General features: G+C 28.0%; 17 protein-coding genes. 3 read left to right on the top strand and 14 right to left on the bottom strand.

Translation table 11 applies throughout. The features are described 5' to 3' along the window. The first annotated feature begins 7 nt into the window (after positions 1-7). Positions 8-1,312, top strand: coding sequence for a hypothetical protein (locus BM335_RS03230; RefSeq protein ID WP_090223103.1), 1,305 nt, complete (start codon positions 8-10; stop codon positions 1,310-1,312). 81 nt (positions 1,313-1,393) lie between these two features. On the opposite strand, the gene kynU is transcribed toward BM335_RS03230, so the two are convergent. The 6 genes from kynU to BM335_RS03200 form a co-directional block, all read right to left on the bottom strand. Continuing rightward, the gene (gene kynU / locus BM335_RS03225; RefSeq protein ID WP_090223101.1) at positions 1,394-2,668 is read right to left on the bottom strand and encodes a kynureninase; all 1,275 of its coding nucleotides are present in this window, start codon (positions 2,666-2,668) and stop codon (positions 1,394-1,396) included. Positions 2,669-2,677: 9 nt separating this feature from the next. Next, a complete protein-coding gene (locus BM335_RS03220) occupies positions 2,678-3,289 on the bottom strand; it encodes an SGNH/GDSL hydrolase family protein (protein WP_090223270.1) in 612 nt (203 codons plus the stop codon). A 196-nt stretch (positions 3,290-3,485) separates the two neighbouring features. Continuing rightward, the gene (locus tag BM335_RS03215) at positions 3,486-4,895 is read right to left on the bottom strand and encodes a sugar MFS transporter (RefSeq protein ID WP_218157799.1); all 1,410 of its coding nucleotides are present in this window, start codon (positions 4,893-4,895) and stop codon (positions 3,486-3,488) included. 12 nt (positions 4,896-4,907) lie between these two features. Further along, on the bottom strand, positions 4,908-6,098 hold the full coding sequence (locus BM335_RS03210) for an Lnb N-terminal periplasmic domain-containing protein (protein WP_090223097.1): 1,191 nt from the start codon (positions 6,096-6,098) through the stop codon (positions 4,908-4,910). Positions 6,099-6,100: 2 nt separating this feature from the next. Then, on the bottom strand, positions 6,101-7,165 hold the full coding sequence (locus tag BM335_RS03205) for a putative type IX sorting system protein PorV2 (protein WP_090223095.1): 1,065 nt from the start codon (positions 7,163-7,165) through the stop codon (positions 6,101-6,103). 54 nt (positions 7,166-7,219) lie between these two features. Continuing rightward, entirely contained in the window at positions 7,220-8,188 is a 969-nt protein-coding gene (locus BM335_RS03200; RefSeq protein ID WP_090223092.1) for a YheT family hydrolase, read from the bottom strand. Between the two features lie 77 nt (positions 8,189-8,265). Here BM335_RS03200 and BM335_RS03195 point away from each other — a divergent pair, with 77 nt between their 5' ends. Further along, positions 8,266-9,006 (top strand): CDP-alcohol phosphatidyltransferase family protein, encoded by a 741-nt coding sequence (locus BM335_RS03195; RefSeq protein ID WP_090223090.1) that lies wholly within the window; start codon positions 8,266-8,268, stop codon positions 9,004-9,006. Here the strand turns inward: BM335_RS03195 and BM335_RS03190 are convergent, their stop codons facing one another. Genes BM335_RS03190 through BM335_RS03165 form a run of 6 tightly spaced genes read right to left on the bottom strand, consistent with a single transcriptional unit; the run spans position 9,007 to position 13,225 of the window. Further along, on the bottom strand, positions 9,007-9,375 hold the full coding sequence (locus BM335_RS03190) for a DMT family protein (protein ID WP_090223087.1): 369 nt from the start codon (positions 9,373-9,375) through the stop codon (positions 9,007-9,009). A 22-nt stretch (positions 9,376-9,397) separates the two neighbouring features. Then, positions 9,398-10,312, bottom strand: coding sequence for a glutaminase (locus tag BM335_RS03185; protein ID WP_090223084.1), 915 nt, complete (start codon positions 10,310-10,312; stop codon positions 9,398-9,400). Between the two features lie 14 nt (positions 10,313-10,326). Beyond that, a complete protein-coding gene (lptB, locus tag BM335_RS03180; RefSeq protein ID WP_090223082.1) occupies positions 10,327-11,061 on the bottom strand; it encodes an LPS export ABC transporter ATP-binding protein in 735 nt (244 codons plus the stop codon). Positions 11,062-11,096: 35 nt separating this feature from the next. Next, the gene (locus tag BM335_RS03175; RefSeq protein ID WP_090223080.1) at positions 11,097-11,447 is read right to left on the bottom strand and encodes a carboxymuconolactone decarboxylase family protein; all 351 of its coding nucleotides are present in this window, start codon (positions 11,445-11,447) and stop codon (positions 11,097-11,099) included. Next, positions 11,440-12,255 (bottom strand): twin-arginine translocase subunit TatC, encoded by an 816-nt coding sequence (gene tatC, locus BM335_RS03170; RefSeq protein WP_090223074.1) that lies wholly within the window; start codon positions 12,253-12,255, stop codon positions 11,440-11,442. The genes BM335_RS03175 and tatC overlap by 8 nt, the downstream gene beginning before the upstream one ends. A gap of 1 nt (position 12,256) precedes the next feature. Continuing rightward, positions 12,257-13,225 carry a KpsF/GutQ family sugar-phosphate isomerase gene (locus tag BM335_RS03165; RefSeq protein WP_245780595.1) on the bottom strand — a complete coding sequence of 323 codons (969 nt, stop codon included), beginning with the start codon at positions 13,223-13,225 and terminating at the stop codon, positions 12,257-12,259. A gap of 159 nt (positions 13,226-13,384) precedes the next feature. Between BM335_RS03165 and BM335_RS03160 the strand changes: the two genes are divergently transcribed. After that, the gene (locus tag BM335_RS03160; RefSeq protein WP_090223072.1) at positions 13,385-15,583 is read left to right on the top strand and encodes a RecQ family ATP-dependent DNA helicase; all 2,199 of its coding nucleotides are present in this window, start codon (positions 13,385-13,387) and stop codon (positions 15,581-15,583) included. An 87-nt stretch (positions 15,584-15,670) separates the two neighbouring features. On the opposite strand, the gene BM335_RS03155 is transcribed toward BM335_RS03160, so the two are convergent. Together BM335_RS03155 and BM335_RS03150 are read right to left on the bottom strand one after the other, a co-directional pair. Further along, positions 15,671-16,345, bottom strand: coding sequence for a ZIP family metal transporter (locus BM335_RS03155; RefSeq protein WP_090223069.1), 675 nt, complete (start codon positions 16,343-16,345; stop codon positions 15,671-15,673). Beyond that, positions 16,342-17,070 (bottom strand): class I SAM-dependent DNA methyltransferase, encoded by a 729-nt coding sequence (locus tag BM335_RS03150; protein WP_090223066.1) that lies wholly within the window; start codon positions 17,068-17,070, stop codon positions 16,342-16,344. Before BM335_RS03150 ends, BM335_RS03155 begins: the two co-directional genes overlap by 4 nt. Positions 17,071-17,101: the final 31 nt, after the last annotated feature.

Here is a 17,101-nt window from a genome sequence, read left to right as displayed (position 1 = left end):
ATAAATTATGCTGAAGAATTATATTTTTTCTATACTATTTTTAACGTTTTCTTTGTCATATTCTCAAAGTAAGATTACAATTACTGCAAATTATACTGATGCAACTTTCTATAAAGTAGTAGGAAATGATATTATAAAACCCGCATTAGGAGTTGGTTCAATAGTTCTAAAACTTGAAAAAAATGAGCTGAATAAAATTATTGTTGTTAAAGAAGGATTTCAATCAGTAATTCAAGAATTTCCAAGAACCAGAAAATGGCCAAAAAATGTTCAAGTTAACCTTGAAAATAGATTAATTGAACTTAATGTTGAGCCATATGATGCTGGAATTTATGTAGATGGTCATTTTGTTGGTAATAAAAAATACAATTTAGTAGTTAAGAAGGATTTTAATGCAACTGTTGAAATTAAAAAGAAAGGATATAAACCTATAATAAAGACTTATTATAATACCAATAATAAAGAAGTTCCACCATTTAATGCAAATTTATCATTAGCTGATAGAATGGTGCAAGTAAAAGTTTCTCCAGCTGATTCAGAAATTTTTGTAAATCAAAATTCTCAAGGAATAGGGTATTCAGAAGTTATTATACCTAAAGGAGAATGTGTTGTTGTGCAAGTAAAAAAAGATGGTTTTGTTTCTGAAGAAAAAGTTTTTTGCAATAAAGAAAATGATACAGAACCTCCAGTTAATTATCAATTTAATTTAATTGATAGATTAGTAAAGTTAGAAGTTACGCCTAATGATTCCGAAATTTTTGTTGATGGAAAAGTTGTAGGTGTAGGTGTATATGATTTGAAAGTGCCAGAAAATACGTGTGTAGAAGTAATAGTTAGTAAAGAAAGTTTTTTATCTATTAAAAAAAATTATTGCAATTCAAATGATTATCAAGCACCACCTTTTAGAGATCATTTAGAACTAGTTGAAGACGAGGCTTATAAACAGTCAATTGCTACGGATTTAGCGAATGTAAATTTTACAATTGTGGTTAATCCTGATGTTTCTGAAGATGATGCGTGGAAGTTATTAAGCTCTATTGTTACAACGGAATTTGATGTTTTAGAAGTAATTGATAAAGAAACAGGTTATATGAGAACTGCATGGCAAGTAGAAGGTTTTAGTGGTAGTACGATTAGAACAAGAATTATTGTTAAATTAGGTGATTCTAATCCATTAAAATATGTTATGAAAATTAGTAGTGAGAGAGCAGATGGTGCAGTAAGCGTAAAAGATGATCAGAAGTTTGATGAATGGGGTAGAATATTAAAAAAGTATAAAAATATTATAGAAGAAGCGCAATCGAGACTTTAATTTTTATGAAAAAAATATAATATACTAAAAAAAATCCCAAGATGACATTTCATTTTGGGATTTTTTTATTTTGATAACTATTTAAGTTACTTTTAATTTTGTAGTAGAAAAAGCCGCATACTCTTTGGTTTTTACAATTTCAACAATTCTAATAACAGCCTCATATAAATCTAAATAAGTAGTGTAAAGTGGCGTAATTCCAATTCTAATAAAACTTGGAGGTCTAAAATCAGGAATTACCACTTTTTCTTTTTTATTTATAGGATTAATCATTGCTAGATTAATTCTATAACTTTCAGGATGTTCAATAGCAATATGAGAACCTCTTTGTTTATTGTTTAAAGGTGAAACCATTTTAAATCCTAAAGGAACTAAATAATGTTGAATTAACTCAATTAAAAATTCACTTTGATTGTTACTTTTTGTTTGAAGATTTTTAATGCCAGCTTCTAAAATTACATCCAATCCAGGTGCTATTGCACCTAATGAAAGTATAGAAGGAGTGCTAATTGCAAACTTTTGAATTCCAGGGTTTTCTACAAAATTTGAATCAAAATCAAATGGGTTTTTATGTGCAAACCATGACCAAATTGGATTGTTTAATTTTTCTTGTAAATCTTTTCTAACATATAAAAATGCAGGCGCTCCTGGTCCACCATTTAAATATTTATAAGTGCAACCTACGGCCATATCAGCATTGGTTTCATTTAGTTTTATAGTAGTAGCTCCAGCCGCATGTGACACATCCCAAATAACCAAGCTATTATTTTTATGAGCTAAATTATTAACGGTTTCCATGTTGTATAAAAATGAACTTTTATAGCTTACCAAACTTAAAGTTATAACAGCTGTTTTAGTATTTAATGACGATTTAATTTTTAAATCATCCATAAAAATTTCATTTTCACTTTTTAAAACTTTTAAAGTATGATTTTTAAATTGTTGATTTATAAGTCCTTGAATAATGTATAAATCTGTAGGAAAATTTAAATCATCAGTAATAATTTCTGTTTTATCTTTTTGAATTGAAAGTGAAGCAAATAAAAGTTTGTATAAATTAATTGAAGTTGTATCACCAACAAAAATTTCATCAGGTTGGGCTCCAACTATTTGCGCAATTTTTTTAGCAATATCCCCTGAAAGATCCATCCAATTTTCATTCCAACTTCTAATAAGGCGTTTTCCCCATTGATTATTTACAATATTTGAGGTTGTTTCAATGGTTTTTAAAGGCAATTTCCCTAAAGAATTTCCATCTAAATAAATCATAGCTGGGTCATTCTCAAAATAATTTTTAAAGTGCGCTAAATGGTCTGTTTTATCTAGAGTAATAGCTTTTTTTAAAAAAGTATCCATAATTTTTGTTTAATTGAATTTTTTTTGAATGATTTCATTCACCCATAATTGATGCATTAAACCAGAAAAATGAAGTCCGTCAGAAGCAAAATATTCAGGTTTGTTTAACCCTTGTCTAGATATTGGAGTAATATCAATAAATTTTACATTTCTTTTTAATGTTTCTTCTTTTTTTACGGCATTAAAAGCATCAATTTCAGCACTTATTTTATCTCGATCTCTATTTTTAGCAAACGGACTTACAGCCCAATCAGGTATAGAAATTACTAAAACATTATCGCTGTTATTTTTTGCGAAAATTATGGCCATATTTAATAATTCTGAAAATTCAGTTCTAAATTCTTCAATATTATATCCTCTATATTGATTGTTTACTCCAATTAATAAAGTAACCAAATCATAGTTGTTATCAATATTTTCTTTTAAAATAGCTGATTTTAGTTCTCCAGTTGTCCAACCTGTTTTAGCAACAATTTTAGGTAGATTAAAATTGAAGTTTTTAGTATTTAAATTATCAACAAGAATTACTGGAAAACGTTCATTTTCAGAAACACTTTCGCCAATGGTATAACTATCGCCAAGTGCTAAATAATTTTTTGTTATTTGTGGTTCAATTTCCATTTGATATGGCTCAGTGTTATTATTTTTGTTTGAACAAGAAAATAATAGTAAGATAGTAATTATAAAATATTGTATTTGATACATTTATTAAATTGATTTATGTTTAATTACATAAATATAAATTAAAATAATTACTTCACAATTTAAATTTAATACATAAAAAAGTTGGTGTAATATTTATCAATAAAGTATTAAACTATTTTAGTATTTCATTTGATTTATAGCCTGAAATACCATAAAATATTAAATATAGCATTCCTATTATTGGAATTATAAATGAGGTTTGAACATTTACTTTTTCAATAATAACACTTTGTATCATCGGTAAAATAGCACCACCAACTACTGCCATTACTAATAATGATGATCCTTGTGAAGTATATTTACCCAAATTATTAATTGCCAACGAAAAAATGTTTGTCCAACCAATTGAAAAGAATAAACCAGTACTAATAATTACTATAAAAGCAAGTTGACCTTTAGCTAATAGTGCAATTGTTAATAAAATAAAGTTTATAACTGAAAAAATTACTAACGATTTTGAAGCTTTTCCTTCACCTAAAATAAATGCCACAAAACACAATGCAATAAATGCTAAATACATCGCTATGTTTCCAAAAGGAACTGGATGAAAAGCAAACGAGCCTTCATGCATTTTTATGCCAGTTACTAAATAAATTCCAAAAAAGACAATTAATCCAACAATAGCCATTGAAAAGTATTTTTTACGTTTTGTTAATTCAACATTTAACGCGTAGCTTGCCATTAATCTACCAATCATAAGTCCACCCCAAAAAAATGATAGAAAGTAACTAGCGTTTTCTTCAGTCATTCCAACAATAGTATCATCTTTTAAATATTCAACAATCCAACTTCCAATAGCTACTTCAGAGCCTACATAAAAGAAAATAGCTAAAATACCTAATGTTAATTGTCTGTGTTTAAAAACGCCACCACCAGATTCAATTTTTTCGGTATTTTGAAAAGATGGCATATTGCTAAATTTTACAACTAAAGCCAAAACAACAAATATAATTCCATAGGCTAAATAGGTTTTACTTATTGAAAATGCATTTAATTCACCGGTTGAAAATACTTTGTAAATTAAAATTGTTCCTACAATTGGACCTAAAGTTGTACCTAATGAGTTAAAACCTTGTGCTAAATTTAAACGACTGCTTTCAGAACCTTTATTTCCTAAAATTGTAGCATAAGGATTTGCGCAAATTTGAAGCAAAGTAACTCCTGAAGCTAAAATAAATAAAGAAATTAAAAATGAATAATAAGAATTTAAATGTGCCGAACCAAAAAAGCTTATACAACCAATTCCACAAATTAATAAACTAATTGCCATCCCATTTTTATATCCAATTTTATTGATAGGATCTTTTCCACTTGAAGAAGAAATCAAATAATAAATTAGAGAAATGATAAAAAAAGCACCAAAAAAAGAAAACTGAATTAAAGCTCTTTGTGTAGGAGTTAAATCAAAAACACCTTTAAATGTATTAATTAAAATGTCGTTCATTACAGTTATAAATCCCCACATGAAAAATAACGATGTTAATAATGAAAATGATTTGCTATAGTTTTTTTTTGTGTTCAAAATAAAATGGTTTTAAGAGTTCTGTATTTTTTTGCCTATAAAAATGACATATAAATACCTAATAATTAAAGAAATGATAAGTGGTAAAATGGCTATATTAAAAACTTGAATTTTAAAAATCCAAACAATTATTGTAATCACTAATAAAATAGTTAATACTTTGTAATATGTTGTTATCCAGTTTTTTAAATTAGTTTTTGTGATGTAAAAAGCGATTATTAAATTTGGAGCAAAAGCCCATAAAAAATTTAAATTTTTATAGGTTGCAGTGTGTGATGTTGCAAACCATAATAATAAAACTACAACACCAACAATACCTGTAACAAATAAAATTAGAAAGTCTAAAATTTTGGTTCTTCTTTTTAATTTATAGTTTTTATATGTTATAAATAATATCATAAAACTTATGATTGAAAATATAAATAATGGAGTAAAACTGAATGAAAATGGCGCTTTTGTAATTGGCTTTTCATCAATTATAGTAAGTTCATTTTTTATTAAAGGAAGTTTAATAGTATCTGTATTTATAGTAGCATTTTCAAATGCTTTAAAAATATAATCAGGCAAAAATTTATATTCATCTTTGGTTGCTTCTTTGTCAATAACAGAACCTAAAGCTAAATCAATTCCAAATTTCCCCCATTTTTGATTTTTTGTATAATCTGCAATTAAATCTCTATGTGTTTTATGGCTTGTAATGTGATTGTTGTTAAAGGTGATTGTATTTGGTAGCGCTTTTTTTAAAACTTCTTCAATTTTGGTTGAACAATTATCAAAAAAGAAATCGTACTGATAATTTTTATTTTCAGGTTTGGCATTATTTTCTAAAAAATTAAATACCTGCACAACTTCATTTTCATTTAAATTTAAAACCTGTTCTTTTACCCATCTGTTTTCATACCTGTATTCTGCTAAAAAATATTGAAATCTTGTAGTTGATAGCTGATAAGTAAGTTTTCCTTTGGCAAAATTTAAATAAAAGTTTGGTGCATTAAAATCAAAAGTGCCATAATTGTAAACTTTATCAAATCCCGTTTTTGGATCGTGAATTCTAAAAGCACTATGTCCAAATGTGGTATAAAGTTCACTTCCAGGACCACAAGTTAAAACGCTTATAGTTGCTTTATCTGTTAAAACAGATTGAGTAAAACCTATAAAAAAGGAAATAGAAAAAAGTAAGGTTACTAATTTTTTTTGAAACATAATTATCTAAAATAATCAAAATCTAATACTAATGAAAACACGTTTGAATATAAGGCATTTCCAACACTTGCTATATTTGTTAAAGCATAATCAATTTGAATTCCTTTGTATTTAAAACCAACGCCTAAATTGGGTTGAAAGGATATTTCTTTGGTGTTGTCAAATCGTAATTCATTTTGAATATTTCCAACACCTAAACGTAAAAATACAGTATTTAAATAATCAGCCTGCACGCCTATAGCAGGATCAATACTTATAAAATCTGTTGAAATAATATCATTGGTTTTTGAAAAACGAAGATTTAAATCAATTTCAGAAAGTAAATTAAAATCGCGTGAAATTTCAAATTTTCTGGCAATACCTAACTGTGCTTTTGGTGGTGTTAGCTCAGTAGTTTCGGGTAATTCTTGATTTTGATCTGGAATTGAATTTTTTATTTTTTCAAATTCCAGTTCATCGATACTCCAACTATTAAAAGTGGTTGTAATATCACGAACCATCACTCCAAATTGCCAATTATTTTTTTTAAACTGAATTCCGGCATCAAAACCAAATCCCCAAGAAGTTGCAAAATCGCCAATAATTCTTCGTACAATTTTTGTATTTAAACCAATATTTAAGCCTTGTACTGGTAAATTTCTTGCGTAGGCAAAATTTAAGGCATAATCTGCTGCAGAAAATAAACTAATTCTATTATAATCTATATTTCCGTTGTTATCTATAAGTTCAGTTGTGTTTAAAATGTCATCCACTCCAAACCTAATTAATGAAATTCCTAAAGCACTGCTATCATCTATTGGCATTGCAAAACCTACATAATCATATTTTGCAATTCCTTCAAAATACTCAGCGTGCATAATTGCACCTTGATAATCTTTGATACCAACTAAACCAGAAGGATTCCAATACACTGAGTTTACATTATTACTAGTGGCAACAACAGCTTTACTCATTCCAAAAGCAGCAGCATCAACTCCAATGTTTAAAAATTCATTAGAATACTTTCTAACTGACTGGTTAAAAGCTAATTGGTAGACAAATAGTAAGAGGAGTAAACTTTTTTTCAAGAAATATAAATTTTAAAGCGAATGTAAAAAAACTTTGTAAGATTCTGTTTAAAATTATGAAATTATATGATTCATAAATTCTAACACTCTGTTTTCACTCCAAAGAAGATCTCTTTTGCCAATATATGTATTGAAACCAACATGTCCGCCATATTTTGGGGTTTCAAAATAAAGCTTCTTATTTTCTAAGGCTTCTTTAAACGGATAACAACTTTCTGATAAAAAAGTATCATCTAACGCATTTATTAACAAAGTAGGTATGTTAATATTTTTTAAAAATTGCTTTGAACTACATTTTGTCCAATAATCTTGAGCATTTTTAAAACCAAATAATGGAGCTGTTACAGCATTATCAAAATCAATAAAATTTTTAGCATTTTTAATAGCAGTAGGATTAAGCGCTGAATTTGGAAATTTTTGATGTTTTGCTACACTTTTTTTTATTAATGAAATTAAAAAACGTTTGATATACACTTTGTTTTCCCAATGAGAAAGCGCATTAGAAGAACCTTCTAAATCTGTTGGAACAGAAATTGTAATGGCTCCTTTTATTTCGGAAGGTAGTTTTGTGTTTTCTCCCAAATATTTAAGTGTAATATTTCCGCCCATACTATAGCCAACTACAAAAATGTTTTTATAATTGTAATTCTCTAAAATATAGTTAATTACGGTGTTTAAATCGTCTGTTTTCCCACTATTGTATGAATAAATTTGTTTATTATCTTCTTCACTACAACCTCTAAAATTTACAGCAACTGAATCAACATTTTTCGAGTTTAAAAAGTTAACTAATGATATAATGTATTTAGATTTTGAACTTCCTTCCAATCCGTGTAATGCAATAACTAGGCTTTTAGAGGCAATTGTAGAAAAATCTAAATCTAAAAAATCATTGTCAGGAGTTGTAATTCTTGTTCTTTTATATTGATTGGTGTTGTTGTAAAATAACGTTTTGTACACGGTATTAATATGCGCACTTTTAAATAAAAGTGTAGGTTTATAGGTTGATTGAATTAAAGGCATTGTTATTTTTTTAAAAAATAAATATAAATAAATCTTACTAAAAAATAGTTTATTAAATTTACCAGAAACAAAACCAAATGAATTTTAAAAAATCTATACCAAATATTTTAACCTTATTAAACTTATTATCAGGTACTATAGCTGCAATTTTTGCTGTGCAAGGCGAATTAGTTTTAGCGGCATATTTTGTTTTTTTAGGTATATTTTTTGATTTTTTTGATGGTTTTGCAGCAAGGTTATTAAATGTTCAAGGCGAATTAGGAAAACAATTAGACTCTTTAGCAGATGTTGTTACAAGTGGAGTAGTGCCTGGAATAGTGCTGTATCAATTGTTAAAAACAAAAAATACATTAGAAATTTTAAATACAGAAATTATTTCTTGGGAACCTCAAAAAATTGAGTTTTTACCTTTTGTAGGATTGTTTATTACTTTAGCAGCAGCATACAGGTTAGCAAAATTTAATATAGATGAGCGTCAGACAAGTTCATTTATTGGGTTGCCAACTCCAGGAGCATCGTTGGTAGTTTTATCGTTACCATTAATTTTAGAGTTTACTTCTTTTGAATTTGCCGCAACAATTATTGAAAATAAATGGTTTTTAGTGGTGTTAACACTTGTGTTAAGTTTTTTAATGAATGCTGAAATTCCGCTTTTTTCATTAAAATTTAAAAACTTTACTTGGAAAGATAATCAACTAAAATTTGTTTTTTTAATGTGTACAATGTTGTTAGTTGTTGCTTTTCAGTTTATTGCAATTTCACTAGTTATTTTATTATATATATTTTTATCGTTGTTTTATAAAGAAAATAAGTTGTAATTACTTTTTAAAAATAAAATAAACGGCTAAAATTAAAAATACAAAACCTATTGCATGGTTTACCCTAAAAGTTTCCTTTTTAAAAACAAGGATGGTGAAAATCACAAAAATCACCAATGTAATTACTTCCTGAATAACTTTTAATTGAATTAATGAAAAAGGTCCGCCGTTACCTTTAAAACCAATTTTATTAGCTGGCACTTGAAAACAATATTCAAAAAAAGCAATTCCCCAACTAATAAGTACAATGGCAATTAAACCCAGTTTATTAAACCATTTCCATTCAGCAAATTTTAAATGTCCGTACCAAGCTAGTGTCATAAAAGTGTTCGACAAAATAAGCAATACAATTGTTACAACTGATTTCATAGTGATTTTAATACATGATGATTTAAAAAATAGAGACTTCGGTTTCTGAAGTAAAAAGCTCTAAAAACTTTATGCCTTTATTAGAATTTCCTTTTTCATTTAATTTAGGACTCCAAACGGCTATGCAGTATTTGTTAGGGTGAATAGCTACAATACCACCGCCAACGCCACTTTTACCTGGTAAGCCAACTTTAAAAGAAAAATCTCCAGCTTCATCGTAAAAACCACATAACTGCATTATTGCGTTAATACGTTTAGATTTACTTCTACTTAAAATAATTTCTTTTGAAAACGGACAAACACCATAATTGGCTAAAAATAAAAAAGTTTGAGATAACTCTTTGCAAGTCATTTCAATAGAGCAAAGGTTAAAATAAAAATCTAGGACAACATCAATATCATTATTAATATTTCCGAAGGATTTCATTAAATTAATTAAGGCGGCATTTTTGTAACCCACAGATTTTTCAGAATCAGCAATTCTACTACAGTAATCAATAGTTGGTATGCCAGAAACTTTTCTAATAAAAGTAATTAATTCTTCTTTTGGGTTGGTTAAATGTGTTATAAGAATATCGCAAATAACAAGCGCCCCAGCATTTATTAAAGGGTTTCTTGGAATTCCTAAATCGTGTTCTAACTGAATAAGTGAGTTAAATGGTGTGCCAGATGGCTCAACACCTACACGTTGCCAAAGATTTTCACCTTCTATTTTGTAAGCTAATGTAAGTGATAAAACTTTTGCAATACTTTGTATTGAAAACTTTTCATCAGCATCACCAAAATTAAAATGTTTGTTTGCAATAGTAGTTAGATGTACGCCAAATTTTGAAGGATTTACATTGCAAAGTTCTGGTATGTATGAAGCAACGTTACCTAAATTTTCAAAATTAGCAAGTTCACTATTAACTTTTTTGAATATTTTATTGTACTTCATAAACGAAAAAAAAGTTAGAATTTTTTCTTTTTAAGTTGAAAGTCTTTCCCTAAATAAACACGTCTAACAGTTTCATCTTCAGCAAGTTCTTCTGGAGTTCCTTCTTTTAAAATTCCTCCTTCAAACATTAAATAAGTTTTATCAGTAATAGCTAACGTTTCTTGTACGTTGTGGTCTGTAATTAAAATACCAATATTTCTATCTTTTAAATGCGCCACAATACTTTGTATATCTTCTACAGCAATTGGGTCAACTCCAGCAAAAGGTTCATCTAATAATATAAATTTAGGGTCTGATGCTAAGGCGCGCGCAATTTCTGTCCTTCTTCGTTCACCACCAGACAATAAATCGCCTCTATTTTTTCTAACGTGTCCTAAACTAAATTCTGAAATTAATGATTCTAATTTATCTTTTTGAGCTTGTTTTGATAGTCCTGTAAATTCTAATACAGACATAATATTATCTTCAACCGAAAGTTTTCTAAAAACAGAAGCTTCTTGTGCTAAATAACCCACACCTTCTTGCGCTCTTTTGTACATCGGAAAGTCAGTAATATTTTGATTGTCTAAAAAAATAGTTCCTTCATTAGGTTTAATCATTCCAACAATCATATAAAATGAAGTGGTTTTTCCAGCGCCATTTGGACCTAATAATCCCACAATTTCGCCTTGTTTTACTTCAAGTGAAATACCTTTTACAACATACCTACTTCCGTATTTCTTTTTTATATTTTCAGCTCTTAAAATCATTTTTTTTTAATTTTTAATTGATGTGTTGGTTAGTTTTATTGATTTGTTGATTCCAATTCATCCCAAAATTCATAAGCTCTTCTTAAATGTGGAATAACAATAGTGCCGCCAACTAAGGTTGCAATAGATAAAGTTTCCATAACTTCTGCTTTTGTTGCACCTTCTTTGTAACAAGTTTCAAGATGATATTTTACACAGTCATCGCATCTTAAAACTGCTGAAGCAACTAAACCTAGCAATTCTTTTGTTTTAACATCTAAATGTCCTTTTGCATACGCATTGGTATCTAAATTAAAAATTCGCTTGATAACTTTATTATCATCAGCTAAAATTTTTTCATTCATTTTTTTTCTATATGCGTTAAATTCTTCTACTTGATTAGGCATTTTTTTCTTTTTTTGTTTGACGTTTAATTACAATTTTTGAAATAAAAATACTTACTTCGTAAAGCAATAATATTGGAATAGCAACAATAATTTGACTAATTATATCTGGCGGAGTTATTACAGCTGCCAAAATTAGTACTAGTACCAACGCATGTTTTCTATATTTTTTTAAAAAGCTTGGAGTAACCAACCCAATTTTAGTTAAAAAATACATTACAATAGGTAATTCAAATACTAAACCACACGCTAGTAATGATGAACGTACCAAAGAAATGTATGAATCAATTTTAATATTTCGCTCTACCAAGTCACTAATTGAATAATTTCCTAAAAAATTAACCGAAAGCGGTGTAACTACATAGTAGCCAAATAATACTCCTACAAAAAATAAAAAGGAAGAAATGATAATAAAACTTTGGGCATTTTTACGTTCGTTTTCATACAATCCTGGACTAATAAATTTCCAAAATTCCCAGATAATAAAAGGAAATGCAATTATAAAACCAACAGTAATTGATGTCCAAATATGCACACTAAATTGTTCGCCCATTGCCAAACTTTGAAATGTAAAAGGCATATCGTCAATACATAAACCATCGGTTCCAAAAAATTGGGAGACCTTGCAGAAAAAACGATAGGTAATAAAATTTGGATCTTTGGGTGCAAATAATATTTGATTGAAGATTAAATCCTTTAAAAAAAAGGCTACTGTTGCAAAAATCATTATTGCAAATGATGATCGTACCAAATGCCATCTTAATTCTTCAACATGGTCTAAAAAAGACATGTCTTTTAATTCTTTTGCCATACTAAAATATTCCTTCTTTTAATAAATCATGTAAATGAACAACGCCCACATATTGGGTATTGTCTACTGCTAATATTTGAGTAATGTTATTATTTTCCATAGTTTCAAGAGCTTCAATTGCCATGGCATCTACAGAAATTGTTTTTGGGTTTAAACTCATAATATCTTTTGCAACTAGGTTGCTAATATCGGAATTATCTTTTAACATGCGTCGTAAATCTCCATCAGTAATAATTCCAACAAGTGCATTGTTTTCTAGAACAGCAGTTGTTCCTAATCGTTTTTTTGAAATTTCAATAATAACATCTTTAATTAGCGTTAATGGCGTAACCATAGGTACTTCATTTTTGCTAATTAAATCGCTCACACGCAAATATAGTTTTTTACCTAACGCACCGCCTGGGTGGTATTTTGCAAAATCTTCATTTGAAAAATGATTCATATCTAACAAACAAACAGCTAGCGCATCACCTATAACCAATTGTGCGGTTGTGCTTGATGTTGGCGCTAAATTATTTGGACAGGCTTCTTTTTCAACAAAAGCATTTAAACAAAAGTCAGCATTCTTTCCTAAAAATGATTCGGTATTTCCTGTAATTGCAATTATTTTGTTACCATAATTTTTTATAAATGGTACTAATACTTTAATTTCAGGAGTATTTCCACTTTTTGAAATACAAATTACTACATCGTTTTTTTGTATGGTACCTAAATCACCATGAATAGCATCAGCTGCGTGCATATAAATTGCTGGTGTTCCTGTAGAATTAAAAGTAGCCACAATTTTTGTTGCAATTAAACCACTTTTTCCAATACCCGTAATAATAACTCTTCCTTTAGAATTATGAATATAATTAACAGCATTTTCAAAATCTTCATTTAAAAAATTAACTAAATTTGCTATTGCGTTAGATTCAGCTAATATAGTTTGCTGTGCGTTTTGTAAAATTGTATTTTTAATTTTTTTCAAAAGTTTAAGTTTTTGAATTAAAAAAATGTTTTATATTTAATAGCTAACAAAATTAATTTATTTAAGTTAGTAAAATAGAAATCTATAAAAAAAAATAAATGTAATATGTTAAATTTACTTTGCAATAGTTTGAAGTAAGTATATAACTAAAAAATAAGAATGAACAATAAAGAAATTGATTTACACGGCGCTTTGAAAAAGTATTTTGGGTTTAATAAATTCAAAGGTTTACAAGAAGATGTAATTAGAAGTATAATTGATGGTAATGATACATTTGTTATTATGCCAACTGGAGGAGGAAAATCGTTATGTTATCAATTGCCTGCATTAGCAAAAGAAGGAACTGCAATTGTAGTTTCACCTTTAATTGCGTTAATGAAAAATCAGGTGGATGCTATAAGAGGAATTTCTGCAGAACAAGGCATTGCCCACGTTTTAAACTCATCACTTAATAAAACGGAAGTAAACATTGTAAAATCAGACATAGAAAAAGGGATTACAAAATTATTATATGTTGCTCCAGAATCATTAATAAAAGAAGAATATATAGACTTCTTAAAATCGCAAAAAATTTCATTTGTAGCCATAGATGAGGCACATTGTATTTCAGAATGGGGGCATGATTTTAGACCAGAATACCGAAATTTAAGAACAATTATTGAAAAAATTGATGATGTTCCAATTATTGGTTTAACTGCAACAGCTACTCAAAAAGTACAAGAGGATATTTTAAAAACCTTAGGAATGAGTGATGCTAAAACATTTAAAGCATCGTTTAACAGACCTAATTTATTTTATGATGTGCGTCCAAAAACCAACAATATTAATTCGGATATTATTCGCTTTATACGTGAACATCAAGGAAAATCGGGAATTATTTATTGTTTAAGTAGAAAAAAAGTTGAAGATATTGCGCAACTTTTACAAGTAAACGGAATAAAAGCAGTTCCATACCACGCAGGTTTAGATGCAAAAACGCGCTCTAAACATCAAGATATGTTTTTGATGGAAGATGTAGATGTAGTAGTTGCAACTATTGCTTTTGGAATGGGTATTGATAAACCAGATGTTCGTTTTGTAATTCACCATGATATTCCAAAAAGTTTAGAAAGTTATTACCAAGAAACAGGAAGAGCGGGAAGAGATGGAGGAGAAGGTTACTGTTTAGCTTATTATGCGTATAAAGATATTGAAAAATTAGAGAAATTTTTATCAGGCAAACCAATTGCTGAACAAGAAATTGGAAATGCATTGTTACAAGAAGTTGTAGGATATGCAGAAACTTCTATGTCTCGCCGAAAATATTTATTACATTATTTTGGTGAAGAATTTGATGAAGTAAATGGCTTAGGTGCTAATATGGATGATAATGTAAGAAACCCAAAAGTTAAAAAAGAAGCACAAGCTGAACTGAAAAACTTATTAGAAGTAGTTAAAGAAACCAATCAAAAATATAAATCTAAAGAATTAGTAAACACGTTAATAGGTAAAGTAAATGCCTTGTTAAAATCGCATAAAACCGATGAAAAACCTTACTTTGGTTCAGGTAAAAATCATGACGATAAATATTGGATGGCATTAATTAGACAAGCACTGGTTGCAGGTTTTATTAAAAAAGAAATTGAACAATACGGAGTGGTTAAAATAACAGATAAAGGATTAGAATATATCAAAAATCCATTTTCTTTTATGATGTCTGAAGATCATATTTACAGTGAAAATGAAGATGCATCTATTTCTGTAAATACAAAAGGTGGCGGTGGTGTAGCTGACGAAGTTTTAATTAAATTGTTAAAAGATTTACAAAAATCAGTTGCAAAGAAAAATGGTGTGCCACCTTATGCTGTTTTTCAGGAAACTTCTTTAGAGGATATGGCTTTAAAATATCCGATAACCATAGAAGAATTAAAAAATATTTATGGCGTTGGAGAAGGGAAAGCATCAAAATTTGGAAAACCGTTTGTTGAATTAATAGCAAAATATGTTGAAGAAAATGATATTTTAAGACCCGATGATTTTATTGTTAAAAGTACAGGAGAAAACTCAGGATTAAAATTATATATCATTCAAAATACAGATAGAAAAATTCCATTAGAAGATATTGCAAAATCTAAAGGTTTGGCATTTAACGAACTAATTGAGGAAATGCAACGTATTGTGTATAGCGGTACAAAATTAAACATTGATTATTGTATTGATGAATTACTAGATGAAGACCAACAAGAAGAAATTTTTGATTATTTTATGGAATCTGAAAGCGATAGAATTCAAGATGCTTTAGATGAATTTGATGGAGATTATGATGAAGATGAATTGCGTTTAATGCGTATAAAATTTATAAGTAAAGTAGCAAATTAAAATAAATTTCACTAAAAAAAGCACAAAAGACCGCCACTTTGAATAAATTTCAAAGTGGCGGTTTTTTTATATATTATAAAAAGCTTTTTAGGCCAAATATGCTACGAGCATTCCAACTAAAATAGCAATAAATTTCAGCAAATTAAATTTATGATCTTTTGAAGTTTCAAAAAGGATAATGGTAGAAATATGTAAAAATATTCCAATAATTATTGCTGTAATTTCAGTTTTGTAAGTAGTTAAAAATGTAATATTTTCTCCTGCAAAACTTCCAAATGGCGACATCAATGAAAATAATAATAAAAATAAAATTGCATTTATTTTAGATATTTTAGACTTCACAAAAAATGTTCCTAAAATAATTGCAATTGGAACCTTATGTATAACAATTGCCCACAATAAATGCTCGTGGTTGTGATTATGCGCTAAAGGAATTCCTTCCATAAATGCGTGAACACAAATACTTATAAATAAAGCCCAGGGAAAAGCGGTGTTTTCTTGTACATGAATATGGCCATGTTCTGCACCTTTTGAGAAAAAATCTAAAATTAGTTGCAATAATAGTCCTAATAAAATAAATAAACCAATATTAGAATGATTTGATGCCGTATAAATCTCAGGAAATAAATGTAAAATGGTGATAGATAGTAAATAAGCTCCACTAAATGAAAGTGATAGTTGTACTGTTTTATTGCCAGGTTTTAAACCAAAAACAATTAAAACACCAACTAAAACCGAAGAGATAAGCGCTATATAAGTCATTCTAAAACTAAAATTAATCGATCAGAAGTTTGTTCATTAAATTCTTCTAATTGATAGTTTCCAAAAGTATGTTTTATTTTAAAACCTACAGAATTTAAATATAAATTAATTTTTTGAAGGTCTAAACTTTTAACTTTTTCAAAATATTTATGTTGTTTTCCATCTGCCTCAAAATTAATTTCTTTTACTATAAATCCATTTTCTAAATAACGGTTGATTTTAAATGTAATTCCATCAATTATTTGTATTTCTTCAGCAACTAAATTAGAAATTACATGTGTACAATTCATAAAATCAATAACTGCAATTCCATTTTTATTTAATCCATTTTTAATATTTTTTAAAATGGCTATATCTTCTGCATCGTCTTCAAAAAAACCAAAGCTTGTAAATAAATTTAAAATAATATCAAACTTTATTTTAAATGGGTTACGCATATCATGTTCAATAAAATGCATTCTTTCATTTTCATGTTTTTTTGCTTTTTTTATACTGTTTTTAGATAAATCTGCGCCAATAACATTGTAGCCTAAAGAGTTTAAATATATGGCATGTCTGCCTTTGCCACAAGCTAAATCTAACAAAAGAGCATCTTTTTTTACCTTTAAAAAAGCTATTAAATTTTGCATAAAATTTTCAGCTTCTTTATAATCTCTATGTTTATATAATGTATGGTAATAATTGGTGTCAAACCAAGAAACAAACCATTCTTTAGTTTTAGTCATAATTTTTAAATTGAAACAAAAATAATCATTT

This window comes from Lutibacter maritimus (assembly GCF_900116115.1).
In the GTDB taxonomy this organism is placed as follows: Bacteria; Bacteroidota; Bacteroidia; order Flavobacteriales; family Flavobacteriaceae; genus Lutibacter; species Lutibacter maritimus.
The sequence above is the reverse complement of the archived record's forward strand: the minus strand, read 5'-3'. Positions and strand labels throughout refer to the sequence as shown.

Excerpts from the sequence above, each read along its gene's own strand:
- BM335_RS03220 (WP_090223270.1), bottom strand. The coding sequence starts at position 3,289 with ATGGAAATTGAACCACAAATAACAAAAAATTATTTAGCACTTGGCGAT.
- BM335_RS03200 (WP_090223092.1), bottom strand. The coding sequence starts at position 8,188 with ATGCCTTTAATTCAATCAACCTATAAACCTACACTTTTATTTAAAAGT.
- BM335_RS03190 (WP_090223087.1), bottom strand. The coding sequence starts at position 9,375 with ATGAAATCAGTTGTAACAATTGTATTGCTTATTTTGTCGAACACTTTT.
- tatC (WP_090223074.1), bottom strand. The coding sequence starts at position 12,255 with ATGGCAAAAGAATTAAAAGACATGTCTTTTTTAGACCATGTTGAAGAA.
- BM335_RS03160 (WP_090223072.1), top strand. The coding sequence starts at position 13,385 with ATGAACAATAAAGAAATTGATTTACACGGCGCTTTGAAAAAGTATTTT.
- lptB (WP_090223082.1), bottom strand. The coding sequence starts at position 11,061 with ATGATTTTAAGAGCTGAAAATATAAAAAAGAAATACGGAAGTAGGTAT.
- BM335_RS03210 (WP_090223097.1), bottom strand. The coding sequence starts at position 6,098 with ATGTTTCAAAAAAAATTAGTAACCTTACTTTTTTCTATTTCCTTTTTT.
- kynU (WP_090223101.1), bottom strand. The coding sequence starts at position 2,668 with ATGGATACTTTTTTAAAAAAAGCTATTACTCTAGATAAAACAGACCAT.
- BM335_RS03230 (WP_090223103.1), top strand. The coding sequence starts at position 8 with ATGCTGAAGAATTATATTTTTTCTATACTATTTTTAACGTTTTCTTTG.
- BM335_RS03195 (WP_090223090.1), top strand. The coding sequence starts at position 8,266 with ATGAATTTTAAAAAATCTATACCAAATATTTTAACCTTATTAAACTTA.
- BM335_RS03155 (WP_090223069.1), bottom strand. The coding sequence starts at position 16,345 with ATGACTTATATAGCGCTTATCTCTTCGGTTTTAGTTGGTGTTTTAATT.
- BM335_RS03150 (WP_090223066.1), bottom strand. The coding sequence starts at position 17,070 with ATGACTAAAACTAAAGAATGGTTTGTTTCTTGGTTTGACACCAATTAT.
- BM335_RS03185 (WP_090223084.1), bottom strand. The coding sequence starts at position 10,312 with ATGAAGTACAATAAAATATTCAAAAAAGTTAATAGTGAACTTGCTAAT.
- BM335_RS03175 (WP_090223080.1), bottom strand. The coding sequence starts at position 11,447 with ATGCCTAATCAAGTAGAAGAATTTAACGCATATAGAAAAAAAATGAAT.